General features: G+C 41.2%; 12 protein-coding genes. 7 read left to right on the forward strand and 5 right to left on the reverse strand.

What is annotated here, in order from left to right; genetic code table 11:
* Positions 1-20: 20 nt before the first annotated feature.
* From recJ to fumC, 3 genes are all read right to left on the reverse strand, one after another.
* Entirely contained in the window at positions 21-1,721 is a 1,701-nt protein-coding gene (gene recJ, locus ACXACJ_RS20590; protein ID WP_475136315.1) for a single-stranded-DNA-specific exonuclease RecJ, read from the reverse strand.
* Positions 1,722-1,820: 99 nt separating this feature from the next.
* The gene (locus tag ACXACJ_RS20595; RefSeq protein WP_475136316.1) at positions 1,821-2,483 is read right to left on the reverse strand and encodes an Ezrin/radixin/moesin family protein; all 663 of its coding nucleotides are present in this window, start codon (positions 2,481-2,483) and stop codon (positions 1,821-1,823) included.
* Positions 2,484-2,540: 57 nt separating this feature from the next.
* Positions 2,541-3,941 (reverse strand): class II fumarate hydratase, encoded by a 1,401-nt coding sequence (gene fumC / locus ACXACJ_RS20600; protein WP_475136317.1) that lies wholly within the window; start codon positions 3,939-3,941, stop codon positions 2,541-2,543.
* Positions 3,942-4,288: 347 nt separating this feature from the next.
* Here fumC and ACXACJ_RS20605 point away from each other — a divergent pair, with 347 nt between their 5' ends.
* The 3 genes from ACXACJ_RS20605 to ACXACJ_RS20615 all read left to right on the forward strand — a co-directional run bounded on the left by ACXACJ_RS20605 (position 4,289) and on the right by ACXACJ_RS20615 (position 6,885).
* A complete protein-coding gene (locus tag ACXACJ_RS20605; RefSeq protein ID WP_475136318.1) occupies positions 4,289-4,987 on the forward strand; it encodes a LiaF transmembrane domain-containing protein in 699 nt (232 codons plus the stop codon).
* Between the two features lie 99 nt (positions 4,988-5,086).
* Positions 5,087-6,136 (forward strand): sensor histidine kinase, encoded by a 1,050-nt coding sequence (locus ACXACJ_RS20610; protein WP_475136319.1) that lies wholly within the window; start codon positions 5,087-5,089, stop codon positions 6,134-6,136.
* A 2-nt stretch (positions 6,137-6,138) separates the two neighbouring features.
* On the forward strand, positions 6,139-6,885 hold the full coding sequence (locus ACXACJ_RS20615) for a LytR/AlgR family response regulator transcription factor (protein WP_475136320.1): 747 nt from the start codon (positions 6,139-6,141) through the stop codon (positions 6,883-6,885).
* Positions 6,886-6,933: 48 nt separating this feature from the next.
* On the opposite strand, the gene ACXACJ_RS20620 is transcribed toward ACXACJ_RS20615, so the two are convergent.
* The gene (locus ACXACJ_RS20620) at positions 6,934-7,707 is read right to left on the reverse strand and encodes a type III pantothenate kinase (RefSeq protein WP_475136321.1); all 774 of its coding nucleotides are present in this window, start codon (positions 7,705-7,707) and stop codon (positions 6,934-6,936) included.
* Between the two features lie 44 nt (positions 7,708-7,751).
* Positions 7,752-9,452 carry an amidase gene (locus ACXACJ_RS20625; protein WP_475136322.1) on the reverse strand — a complete coding sequence of 567 codons (1,701 nt, stop codon included), beginning with the start codon at positions 9,450-9,452 and terminating at the stop codon, positions 7,752-7,754.
* Positions 9,453-9,523: 71 nt separating this feature from the next.
* On the opposite strand from ACXACJ_RS20625, the gene ACXACJ_RS20630 reads away from it, so the two are divergent.
* The 4 genes from ACXACJ_RS20630 (at position 9,524) to ACXACJ_RS20645 (ending at position 12,371) form a co-directional block, all read left to right on the forward strand.
* Complete coding sequence (locus ACXACJ_RS20630; RefSeq protein ID WP_475136323.1) at positions 9,524-9,967, forward strand: hypothetical protein; 444 nt, start codon at positions 9,524-9,526, stop codon at positions 9,965-9,967.
* A 20-nt stretch (positions 9,968-9,987) separates the two neighbouring features.
* Positions 9,988-10,455: a DinB family protein gene (locus ACXACJ_RS20635; RefSeq protein ID WP_475136324.1), complete on the forward strand. Its 468-nt coding sequence runs from the start codon at positions 9,988-9,990 to the stop codon at positions 10,453-10,455.
* Between the two features lie 72 nt (positions 10,456-10,527).
* Complete coding sequence (locus ACXACJ_RS20640) at positions 10,528-11,328, forward strand: hypothetical protein (protein ID WP_475136325.1); 801 nt, start codon at positions 10,528-10,530, stop codon at positions 11,326-11,328.
* Entirely contained in the window at positions 11,325-12,371 is a 1,047-nt protein-coding gene (locus ACXACJ_RS20645; protein ID WP_475136326.1) for a WD40/YVTN/BNR-like repeat-containing protein, read from the forward strand. Before ACXACJ_RS20640 ends, ACXACJ_RS20645 begins: the two co-directional genes overlap by 4 nt.
* Positions 12,372-12,374: the final 3 nt, after the last annotated feature.

The following is a 12,374-nucleotide window of genomic DNA, read 5'->3' on the forward strand; positions in this document are numbered from 1 at the left end:
GAAGGGCAAAAATAGAATAATCATTCAAATTTCAGGTCTTTAATGAAGAGTTGAAGGCTACGGTGGCCACGGAAATCATTTTCTTCAATAGTGTATGCCATATGAAATTTCATGCCACAATTTACCAAGTCGAAGTATTCTCCTAAGCCAAAACCAATTGCATCAAAGGCTATGTCGCTACCTTCTTGTTTTACCATGAATTTTAAGTGCTGACCTTTAAGTACTTTGGCGTTTTCGGCATGCAGGTTTTCCGATACAAAAACAGGTTGCATGTTTTGAGGGCCAAAAGGTCCCATTTGTTTTATGGTATTGAAGAATTTGAAATTGATTTCGTCAAGAAATATTACCGTATCGATGTTTATGGCTGGTATGAGTTGGTCATCAGTGATTTGTTTGGCAACCACTTCTTCGAACTTGGCGCGAAATGCGTCCACTTTATCGATGGACATGGTAACACCTGCAGCGTACATATGGCCTCCATATTGATCTAAAAGATCGGAACATTCGGTAATGGCACTGTACACATCAAAGCCCATCACAGAGCGGGCAGATCCTGTAACCTTGTCGTTCGATTCAGTAAGAATTACCGTTGGGCGGTAAAATTTTTCTACACAGCGTGAGGCAACAATTCCGATTACGCCTTTGTGCCAGTCTTCTTTATAAAGAACTGTTGATTTGGCATTCAGTAGTATTTCGTCTGACTCAATCATTTGAAGCGCTTCTTCAGTGATTGAATTGTCGAAATCTCTACGGGCGTCATTTTTATTGTCGATCATTTCGGCCAATGAAGCCGCATCATCATCTGTTTTAGCGAGTAAAAGACTTACAGAAGCTCCCGCATGATCCATTCTGCCTGCTGCATTTATGCGCGGACCAATGCCGAAAACGATTCCGGAAACGGTCAGTTCTTTGTTTCCTTTACACAGGTTGATCAAAGCTTTCAATCCCGGTCTTGGGCTTTGGTTGAGCTTTTTAAGACCGAAATAAGTAAGCACTCTATTTTCTCCCGTAAGGGGAACAATGTCAGAAGAAATACTTACAGCCAAAAGGTCCAAATAGTCATAAAGTCCTTCCAGCGGAATTTCGTATTGCTGGCAATAACCTTGGAGCAATTTGAAGCCTACACCACAACCAGAGAGTTCTTTATATGGGTACTCGCAGTCAATTCTTTTTGGGTCGAGAACGGCATAAGCTGGAGGTAAAATATCGCCAGGAGTGTGGTGATCGCAAACAATCACATCTACACCAGCAGCTTTGGCTTCTCCAATACGCTCGCAGGCTTTAATGCCGCAGTCTAGCGTAACGATAAGCCCAAAGCCATTTTGAATGGCATATTGAATTCCGGCCTGGGAAACGCCATAGCCTTCCTTATATCTATCGGGAATGTAGAATTCGAGTGTATTATATTTTTCAGCCAGAAATCCATAGAATGTGGCCACAGCTGTAGTTCCGTCTACATCGTAATCACCATAAACTAGAATTCGTTCACCTGTTTCTAAAGCCTGATTAAGTCGAGAAACAGCTTTATCCATGTCTTTCATTAAGAATGGATCGTGAAGCTGATCTAATTGGGGTCTGAAGAATGCTTTGGCTTCTTCATAATCCTTCATGCCTCTTTGCACAAAGAGGAGGGCAAGCGTTTCGCTTATGCCTAAGGATTCTTGAAGTGATCTTACTACTTCAACATCCGCTTGTTCACTAAATAGCCACCTCTTCTGCATGTTTAAAAATAGTAATAAAATTGACCCGAAAGTGGGTATAAAAAAAGCAGTGCTTTAGTTCCAAAGCACTGCTGTAACGTTTTTGGTATTGAAACTCTGTTATTTCGTTTTTTCAGCAGTTGGAAGAACGTCTTTTAAAGGAACTCTCTTTCCATCTCTGTAAGGCACAATCCAAGCGTCTTCAACGCCCATTTCGCGTAAATACCTTTTTAAAACGTTGGCATCTTCGTAGTTTCTGAAATTACCAATTACATATTTTCTCAGGTCTTCGCCTCCTTCTTCAGAAAAATCCTTTGAAGTATCAGCATACTTTTTCAAGTCTACTTTACGGAATGCACCTACCTGAACTTTGAAAACAACACCAATGCTAAAATCCTCTCCATTCACTTGGTTTGGATTGTAAGTTGGGCGGTCTTTCAATTGCTCTTTTAGGTTGGCAATTTCGTTTTGTGCTACTTGATAAGAAGACTGAATGCGAGTAACCTGCTTTTGTAAATCACTAATCTGGCTGTCTTTTGAGCTTACCTGTGATTCTAAAGATTCAATGTCGCTAATGGCAGCAGCATTGGCAGCTTTTAGTTCTAGGTGCTCTTCTGAAAGCACTTTAAAGTCCTCAGGAGACAAGGATTTCTTTTTCTTTTTCCATGCCTTCATTTCAGCCTTATGCGCCTTTTTTTCGGCTTTGGTCATTTCTTGAGCAGTAGCGAATGTGGCTACCATGATGCCCAACATAAGGGTGAAAATTATTTTCGAAGTCTTCATTTTATCCTTGATTTATTTGAGTTAAAACCCATAAAGTGACAAATTATAACTTTAATGTCAGCTTTTCAAACTTCCAATCATATCTTCAGGTCTTACCCAAGCGTCAAATTCTTCGGCAGTAAGGTAACCTAAATTTATAGCCTCTTCTTTTAATGTAGTACCGTTTTCGTGAGCGGTCTTCGCAATTTTAGCGGCTTTCTCATAACCAATTTTGGTGTTCAAAGCAGTTACCAACATTAAAGAGTTATTTAAGTGTTGCTGAATGCTTTTGTAGTTAGGCTCAATGCCTACTGCACAATGATCGGTGAAAGAAACGCAAGCATCGCCAATTAAACGCGCTGACTGCAAAACGTTGTATGCCATAACAGGTTTAAATACGTTTAGCTCATAATGGCCTTGAGCACCACCAACACTTACAGTAACATCATTACCCATAACCTGAGCACAAACCATAGTCATGGCTTCACACTGTGTTGGGTTTACTTTACCGGGCATAATTGAAGAACCAGGCTCGTTTGAAGGAATGATGATTTCACCAATACCTGAACGAGGGCCAGAGGCCAACATTCTGATGTCGTTAGCAATTTTGTTTAGAGAAACGGCCAATTGTTTTAAAGCTCCATGAGTTTCAACTAGAGCATCGTGAGCGGCAAGAGCCTCGAATTTGTTTTCAGCAGAAATGAAAGGCTGACCGGTGAACTCGGCAATTTTTTGAGCTACAAGTTCAGCATAACCTTCTGGGGTATTAATTCCAGTACCTACTGCAGTTCCGCCAAGAGCTAATTCTGAAAGGTGAGCTAATGTGTTTTTAACTGCTTTAATGCCATGGTCGAGTTGAGAAACGTAACCAGAAAATTCTTGTCCTAATGTAAGTGGTGTAGCGTCCATCAAGTGGGTTCTACCAATTTTTACCACTTTCATAAATTCTTGAGATTTAGCTTTAAGCGTGTCTCTTAGTTTTTCAACGCCAGGAATTGTGTTTTCAACAATCAGCTTGTAAGCAGCAATGTGCATTCCTGTTGGGTAAGTATCGTTCGATGATTGCGATTTGTTTACATCATCGTTTGGGTGAATGCTTTTTGCACCATCTCCCAATTCATGGCCAGCTAAAACATGGGCACGGTTGGCTACAACTTCGTTCACGTTCATGTTAGATTGCGTGCCCGAACCTGTTTGCCAAATTACCAATGGAAACTGATCGTCAAGTTTGCCTTCTAAAATTTCGTCACATACTTGAGAAATAAGATCACGTTTTTCTGCTGAAAGCACCCCAAGGTCGTGGTTTGCATGAGCAGCAGCTTTTTTCAAATAGGCAAAACCGTAAACTACCTCTAAAGGCATGCTGGCTTCTGGGCCAATTTTAAAATTGTTTCTTGAACGCTCAGTTTGAGCTCCCCAATATTTGTCTGCGGGAACCTGAACTTCCCCCATCGTGTCTTTTTCAATTCTGTATTCCATAGAACGAGATTTATGTTGCACCAAAATTAGGCAATGAAGCATGAGATAGAAAGTAAATGTTGGCCGTAATTCACCGAATATTAGAATAGTGGCAAAAAAGCTTGGCGAATACATTGTTCGTTTACCGATGCTGGGCGTTCGTTTACCGATTTGCCTCAACAAGAAGGCGGATATTCCGCGTACATTTGAATGTGTTTCAAGCCCAAAGGTCGAAAAACACAGGTCAAAATAAGGGATGGCAGACAGCCCTGCTCAAAACAACAAAAACTCAAACAACAAGCAAAAGGGGCTATTCAGAGTGTAGGTCAAAGCATTAAGAATGGCTCCTTTTTTTAACTGAAAAAATTATGTCACAAACATCAAGCAAACGGTACGTAGTGGGGGCGATTTTCCTAATCATAGGCGCTCTTTGGACGATGGATAATGTTGGTATTTTCAACATTCATATTCCATGGTATTTCCGTCAATGGTACAGCATTCTTATCCTAATTGGGGTTTTAATTGCGACAGTTCGAGAAAAGGTCGGTCTTGGGCTAACGTTAATCGCAGTGGGTTCGGTGTTTTTATTAAGAGATGTTTATTGGATAGACTTCAGAGATATTTTCGAATTCTGGCCGGTCATCTTCATCATAATCGGAGCCTCTCTTATTCTGAGGCAAAACCGAAATAACTCGGACTACGATCAAAAAAAAAATTCTGAATTAGACCTTGATGTGGTCGATGAAATGGCGCTTTTCGGAGGAGGAGAAAGGGTTGTTACTTCAAAGGCGTTTAGGGGCGGTAAGCTTACCACCATTTTTGGAGGCATTGAGCTGAACCTTTTAAACGCAGATCTTGCCAGCGGCACGAATGTTTTGGATGTATTCGTATTGTTTGGCGGAACGGACATTAGAGTTCCTTCAGACATGAACGTGAAAGTAAAAGTAACAGCCATTTTCGGAGGTTTTTCCGATGAGCGCAAATTCATTGGGGAAAGCGAACAGCAAGAAGGCAAAGAGCTAATTGTAAAAGGGTTAGTGCTCTTTGGTGGTGGCGAAGTAAAATAGTCTAGAGTAAAAGTTTTGGGTAATGGGAATTTTTCTCATTACCCAATCTGCTTTGTGGTCAACTCGATTCTATTTTTTAATTTCGGCTTAGCCAATTTTATGAACCACCCTTTTTTAAGAAACAACGGACTGATTTTTTACACGGCAGCTTGGCTGTTTGTGGCGATACTCTTCGGCTTTGGGCTTTACTATTTTTATGACTATACCAGCAAAGAGGCATTTATAGACAGTTTCATTTTTAACGGCATTTTCTATGGATTGGGCTTGGTATTTTGGTTTGTGGTTCGTTATAATTCATTCGATTCTTCTCAAATCGTCAATCTTATTGCCAGCCATTTGGCTGCAGCTTGCCTTTCAGTAGCGGGAGGCGTTTTTATTACTTTCACTATTCTTAAAAACCTTCTTTCTTATTCTGAAGAATCGCTATTCTTCTTACAAAGCTCCATGGTTTGGCGCTCTGCTCTGGCTTTGCTTTATTATGTGGTTATCATTTTGGTTTACCACCTTATTAAATACTACGATGACATTCGCGAGCGAACCCAACAACAAGCTCAGCTCGAAACCATGTTGAAGGAATCTGAGTTGGAAATGCTCAAATCTCAGATCAACCCTCACTTTATTTTCAACAGCTTAAATTCTGTGGCCTCGCTCACGATTACAGCTCCTAATCAAGCTCGTGAAATGGTGGTGAAACTCTCAGACTTTCTTCGCTATAGTTTGGGTAAAGAAAACCATCAGCTCAATTCTGTGGAAGAAGAAATGGCCAACCTTACGCTTTATCTCGACATTGAAAAAGTTCGATTTGGTGATAGACTGAGGGTAGAAACCGAAATTGAAGAAGATGCACTTCATTGCACTTTGCCCAATCTTATTCTTCAACCTTTGATTGAAAACGCCATAAAACATGGCATTTATGAAAGTTTGGAAGAAGTGACCATCCGTATTAAAGCTTATGTGGAAAACGGAATTTTAAGAGTGGCCATGACCAATGAATTCGATCTGCATGCGGTGAGTAAAAAGGGCCGTGGCATTGGGCTGAAGAATGTGAGGGAGCGCCTGAAAGTGATTTACGGTGTGCCAAAATTGGTTTTCACCGAAACGAATGATAATTTATTCACCGTACGATTGGATATACCACAACCGAATTAAGCATGATCAAAGCACTGATTGTAGACGATGAAAAGCTGGCCCGCGACATCATTAAAGCATACTTGGCCAGCTTTGCCCAAATTGAAGTAGTGGCAGAATGTGGTGATGGTTTTCAAGGTTTAAAGGCAATTCAGGAACACAAGCCCGATTTGCTTTTTTTAGACATTCAGATGCCCAAAATAACTGGTTTTGAAATGTTAGAACTGGTGGAAAACCCGCCTGTGGTGATTTTCAGCACCGCTTTTGATCAGTATGCGATTAAGGCCTTCGAACTCAATGCTACCGATTACTTGCTAAAACCGTACGCTGAAGAAAGGTTTAAAGGGGCAGTTCAAAAAGCTTTGGAGAAAATTGCCAGCAAAGCCGAACCCAAAACAGAAATCAAGAATTTAAAAGAAACCCGCGAAGATATTGCTGAAGGAATAGACAGGCTTGTGGTGAAAACGGGCAATAAAATCCATATTCTTGGCTTAGATCAGATTGCGCATTTTGAAGCTGAAGATGATTATGTGGGTATTCATTCCGACCAGGGCAAATTTTTAAAACTGATTAGAATGAAATATTTGGAAGACAACCTGCCTTCTGCTGACTTCATTAGAATTCACCGTTCACACATTGTGGCCATTAAACAAATCGAAAAGCTGGAATTGTACGAAAAGGATTCGTATCAACTGAGCTTGAAAAATGGCGCTAAACTTCCGGTGAGTAGAAGCGGTCATGCTAAACTCAAAGAGGTTTTGAAGTACTAAGCCATTTCTGATTTCCTTTCTTCAAAAGAAGGAAAATTGAATTTCAGATTATGAATTTTGGGTAATGGTTTCGTGAATGAACCTTAGTCCTTCCAAAGTTAATTTTCGGTTTACTTCGTCAAAGCGATCGTGCAGCGGTGTAAGTACTGAAGAAAGCCCTCCGGTAGCCACAACCTTGAACGGTCTTCCTATTTCTGTCTGAATTCTGTCAAGCATACCTTCCACCATGCTCACATATCCCCAAAGCACACCCGCTTGAATGGCATGAACGGTTTCCTTACCAATTACAGATTTTGGCAATTCCAAAGGCACTTCTGGTAACTGAGCAGTGTTGCCCACCAAAGCTTTTATCGCGGTTCTCAAACCAGGAGCAATGTTCACTCCGTGAATTTTTCCGGAAGATTCTACCACGGTAAAAGTAAGTGCGGTGCCAAAGTCTACCACAATGCAATCGGCTTTATACAAGCTGTAAGCCGCCATGGCATTGGCCATTAAATCGGTGCCAATTTGATGGGGATTTCCCGTTACTATCGGAAGTTGATCGTAATATTTAGGACCTATGAAAACGTGTTCGCAGTCGATAAGATTGGACCAGAATTCAGCCAAAATAGTGTTGAGCTGAGGAACTACAGATGAAATGATAATGCCTTTAACATCGCTTAGTTTGAGATCATTTTCAAGAAAATTCAGCCTAAGAAAGACTTCATATTCAATTTGATTTTTGATAGGGAGTGTGTTAAAACGCCATTCATGCGCCCATTTTTCTCCATCATGAATTCCGAAAACGATGTTTGTATTTCCAGCGTCAATAGCTAAAAGCATTATCTTTCAATGGTTAGTTTATGTAGCCCAAATTACTCAGTTCATTATTTAATAAACAATGGGGGATTTTGCTCATCGAACTCTGTTGCCTCCTGATAAGTTCTGGCAACCGCCAAAATAGTTGCTTCATCATAAAGGTTTCCAATGAACGAAATACTGGTTGGGCTTCCGTTATCGGTATATCCATTTTTTACCACCACGCATGGATTTCCCGTAAGGTTGGTTGTTAGCAACTGACTACCACCAAAGCTCGGGCTAACAATTACGTCATAGTCCTTCATTAAGTCATTTACCTTTTGCATCATCACAAAACGGGCTCTGTTGGCGTTGATATAATCTACTGCTGAAATGAATCTGGCTTGGCGGAACAAATTAGGCCATGCACCGGCATTTTGTCTTACCAAAAGTGAATCTCTATCCGAGCGGGTTAAGCCATCGAAAGCGGCTGCAGCTTCTGCCGAAAGAATCGCTTGCATAGCTCCATATGGAAGATCATCAACCCATTCTACTGGCTCTAATTTGGCGCCTAGGCTTTTCAATTGATCCAAAACGGCCTGGTCGTTTTTCTTTTGGCTTTCGCTTCTTGTGTTGTCGAAGTAAGATTTCAAATAGCCAACACGGAGTTTTGATAAATCAGCCTTGCCTTTGTAGTTAAATGGTGCGTCTTGAACCGATAAATCTTTGTTGTCGCTTCCTCTGATTACATCAAAAACCAAAGCACAATCAGTAGCATTGCGAGCAATTGGGCCAATTTTATCCATGCTCCAGCTCAAAGCCATTGCCCCAGCTTTGCTTACTCTGCCAAATGTTGGGCGAAGGCCTGTTACCCCATTTCTTGTAGATGGAGAAACAATGGAGCCTAAGGTTTCCGTACCTAAAGCAAAAGGAACCAAACCTGCGGAAGCAGATGATGCTGAACCTGCTGAAGATCCGCTCGATCCTTGTTCTAAGTTCCATGGGTTTTTGGTTGTGCCGCCATACCAAACATCGCCCATTGCTAATGCGCCAAGCGTAAGTTTAGCAACCAATACTGCGCCTGCGTCATCCAACTTTTTGATCACTGTTGCCAATTCATCACCGCGGTTTTGATTTTTGTAAGGAGCAGCACCCCAAGTGGTTTTATAATCGGGTACAGAAAGCAAATCTTTAGCGCCATATGGAATGCCATGAAGCGGCCCTAAATAAGTGCCCTTGGCTAAAAGCTCATCGGCTTTTTGCGCTTGAGCAAGTGCTCTTTCCTTGGTAATCGTAATAACTGATTCGAGCGTATCGCCATACTTTTCTAATCTTTCGATAAAGAATTTGGTGAGATCTACAGATGAGATTTTTTTCTCTTTAATAAGTACTGAAAGCTGAGCTACCGAATAAAAAGCGAGGTCGTTTTTGTTTTTTGGAAGAGAAACCTGCTTAGGTAAATCCCACTCGATTTTCTCTTGTTTGGTTCCGTATGGCTTTTCGCCTACTACTGGATTGAACCACAGGGCAGGAGGCGTTTCATTGCCCAATTCGAACTGATGAAGTTCTCGAACTCCTTCCATATTTCTATTGAGGCCAGGCAAAAGTTGATCTATTTCAGTATCAGTAAAATTCAGATCAAGAATCTTTTGTGCCGCTTTAACATCCTGCTTCTCAATAGCCATTTCCTGAGCTACTTTATAACCCAATGCAAAGCCAGAGGAGACAAAAAATACGGTTAAAAGCACAAGGGTAGTTTTACCTTGTTTAAGGCGAATTAGTTTTTTCATGATGGTAGTTTAAATGTTTTGCCTTGTTTTGTAGAAAAGAACGAATTAACAATCTGCAGGCCTGTCAAGTTATGAAAACGAAGGAAACGCCACAAACGCTATTTCCCAACTGGATGAGGGGATTCTTATTGATCGCCTCCATTTACAATATTTTCTGGGGCATTTTTATCGCTTGGTTTCCAGAGAGCTTTTTTCACTGGGTAACTGAAAGCCAAAATGCTCAACCAGAAATCATAATTTGGCAAGGTAGGGCCGTTCTAGCCATGGGCATTATTTACTTCATTTGCGCAATGCACCCTGGTAAATATTGGTATTTGCTCTTTGTAGGTTTGGGCACAAAACTCTTAGGGGCGGCATGGTTTTACTTCTTTATTTTAGAAGGACAAGCTGGCAAACAAGGCCTTTTTCATTTGCTAATGAATGATTTGATTTGGGTTCCGTTTTTGGTTTGGCTTGGCATTAATGCTTTGGCTTACGGAAAGGCAAAAGGGCAGGCGTTTTCTAAATCTAAATAGAAATTTAAAAGCTTTAGACTATGAAAGAACGCTTCACCAGAATGTATGAATACAATCTTTGGGCTAACAAATTATTCTCCGAGAAAATCAAATCAGAGCCTTTTGATAGTGAAGATATCGAACGAATTTTTTCGCATATCGCCAATGCTCAGTTGGTTTGGCTTTCGCGAATCACTCAAGTTGAAGGTGAAATTCCTGGCGTTTGGGACGTACACCCTATGCCCGAAGCTGTCGAACTCTTAAAAAAGGGAAGCGAATTGTGGTTGGAGTTCATTTATTCTCAAGAAGAATATGAAGATGTGATTCATTATACAAATTCAAAAGGCGTTGAATATGACGCTCGACTCTCGGATATTTTGACACATGTGGCCAATCATGGTACGCATCATAGAGGGAATTTGGCTACGCTGCTTCGTCAAAACCATATTGAGCCGCCAATGAGCGATTTTATTTTTTATGTAAGAAGCGAGCCTAATCAAAGGGCCTAGTCCAACTTATTGGTTCAGCAAGGTCAATCCTGTTTATAAACCCATTATCTTAGGCTATAAATCCAACCGATTATGAAACTGAAATTCTATCATTTCGCCATACTTTTTGCCTTGGCGTTACTCCAATCCTGCGGAAATACACAAAAGGAAACTGTTCAAGAAGATTATGGCAATCCTGCTTCAGAAGGTTTCAATCTAGAAGGCTCTGATCCAAAAGCTATTGAAATTGCTGACGAAGTTATGGAAGCAATGGGTGGCAGAAAGGCCTGGGACAACACCCGACATATTGCATGGAATTTTTTCGGGGTAAGAGATTTGGTTTGGGACAAATGGACGGGTGATGTGCGTATCGACCATGATAAAACTGTGTATTTGATCAATATCAATGACAATTCTGGTAAGGTGTATATCGATGGAAGAGAAATTACGGATTCCGATTCGCTATCCAATCTAATCAACAGAGGTAAGGGCGCGTGGATTAATGATTCGTATTGGCTTTTGATGCCTTTCAAATTGAAGGATTCTGGCGTTACCCTAAAATATATGGGCGAAGAACCAACCAATGAAGGTGTTGAATCTGATAAGCTCGAACTTACTTTCGAAAATGTGGGTAACACACCAAATAACCGTTACTGGGTTTGGGTTAGCCAAACAGATCATTTGGTAAAGCAATGGGCTTACTATAGAAATTCAGCGGATACGGCTCAGGGCTTTAATGTACCTTTCAAAGATTACCAAAGGAAGGGTGAAATCTTGATTTCGGGCGATAGAGGAGATCGAAAATTAACGAATATCCAAGTGTATAAAGAATTACCAGAATCTGTTTATCATTCCCCAGAAAAGCCTGATTGGGCATCTATATCTTCAAAATGAAGAAGTTTTTAGTAGTAGCAGTTTGCCTTGGCTTGATGGGCTGTGGCAGCAAATCGGAAAAGAAGGCCGAAACAGAAAAAACCACCCCCGTTTGGAATGCGCAGGAATCAGGCGTAAAGTCTAGCCTTCGTGGTTTAAGTGCAGTTTCTGAAAATGTGGCTTGGGCGAGTGGTACCCAAGGAACTGTAATTAAAACGGTAGATGGGGGTAAAACATGGGAGAATGTGAGCATTGCTGAAGCCGATACAATCGATTTTAGAGACATTGAAGCCTTTGATAAAAATACAGCGGTGGTTCTAAGTGCCGGACTTCCAGCAGTGATCTATAAAACCACAGATGGGGGCAAATCTTGGGAACAAAAGTACTTCACCATGAAAGAAGGTACTTTTTACGATGCCATGGATTTTTGGGACGAACAGAATGGAATTGCGTTTGGAGACGCCATGAATGGCCGTTTGCCAATTCTGAAAACTACAGATGGTGGTGAAACTTGGTCAGAACTTCCTTTTGAACAAAGGCCTGAGGCTCACGAAGGTCAAGGAGGTTTTGCGGCTAGTGGAACCTGTTTGGTAACCAATGGCGATTCTGCAGTTTATATCGGTTTGGGAGGAGCAGACGCTAGCCTTTTCTTCTCTTTTGATAGAGGAGAAACTTGGGGTAAAACTTTTACGCCATTGCAAGCCGGTGAACCTACTCAGGGCATTTTTTCCATTGCTTTTAAAAATAAGGATGAAGGATTTATGGTGGGCGGAGACTATCGTGGAGATTCTTTGACCCGCATTAACAGTGCTTATACGGTAAACGAAGGTCAGGTTTGGTTTCCACGCAGAGCGGGAGAGGCTCCTAAAGGTTACAGGTCAGGGGTTACTTATTTTAACGATCTGATTTTAGCAGTAGGAAGAGAAAGCTGCGATTATTTCCGCGATGGAATGACCTCATTTCAACCCATGGAAGGAAAGTATTATTCTGTAAGCACCACCAAAGATGGAAAAGCAGTTTATGCTTCAGGCCCAAGAGGATCGGTAGCCAAACTTGAATACTAAAAT

Source organism: Roseivirga sp. AWQ4_251 (assembly GCF_056158225.1).

Excerpts from the sequence above, each read along its gene's own strand:
- ACXACJ_RS20630 (WP_475136323.1), top strand. The coding sequence starts at position 9,524 with ATGAAAACGAAGGAAACGCCACAAACGCTATTTCCCAACTGGATGAGG.
- ACXACJ_RS20635 (WP_475136324.1), top strand. The coding sequence starts at position 9,988 with ATGAAAGAACGCTTCACCAGAATGTATGAATACAATCTTTGGGCTAAC.
- ACXACJ_RS20645 (WP_475136326.1), top strand. The coding sequence starts at position 11,325 with ATGAAGAAGTTTTTAGTAGTAGCAGTTTGCCTTGGCTTGATGGGCTGT.
- ACXACJ_RS20615 (WP_475136320.1), top strand. The coding sequence starts at position 6,139 with ATGATCAAAGCACTGATTGTAGACGATGAAAAGCTGGCCCGCGACATC.
- ACXACJ_RS20595 (WP_475136316.1), bottom strand. The coding sequence starts at position 2,483 with ATGAAGACTTCGAAAATAATTTTCACCCTTATGTTGGGCATCATGGTA.
- ACXACJ_RS20605 (WP_475136318.1), top strand. The coding sequence starts at position 4,289 with ATGTCACAAACATCAAGCAAACGGTACGTAGTGGGGGCGATTTTCCTA.
- ACXACJ_RS20640 (WP_475136325.1), top strand. The coding sequence starts at position 10,528 with ATGAAACTGAAATTCTATCATTTCGCCATACTTTTTGCCTTGGCGTTA.
- fumC (WP_475136317.1), bottom strand. The coding sequence starts at position 3,941 with ATGGAATACAGAATTGAAAAAGACACGATGGGGGAAGTTCAGGTTCCC.
- ACXACJ_RS20625 (WP_475136322.1), bottom strand. The coding sequence starts at position 9,452 with ATGAAAAAACTAATTCGCCTTAAACAAGGTAAAACTACCCTTGTGCTT.
- ACXACJ_RS20610 (WP_475136319.1), top strand. The coding sequence starts at position 5,087 with ATGAACCACCCTTTTTTAAGAAACAACGGACTGATTTTTTACACGGCA.
- ACXACJ_RS20620 (WP_475136321.1), bottom strand. The coding sequence starts at position 7,707 with ATGCTTTTAGCTATTGACGCTGGAAATACAAACATCGTTTTCGGAATT.
- recJ (WP_475136315.1), bottom strand. The coding sequence starts at position 1,721 with ATGCAGAAGAGGTGGCTATTTAGTGAACAAGCGGATGTTGAAGTAGTA.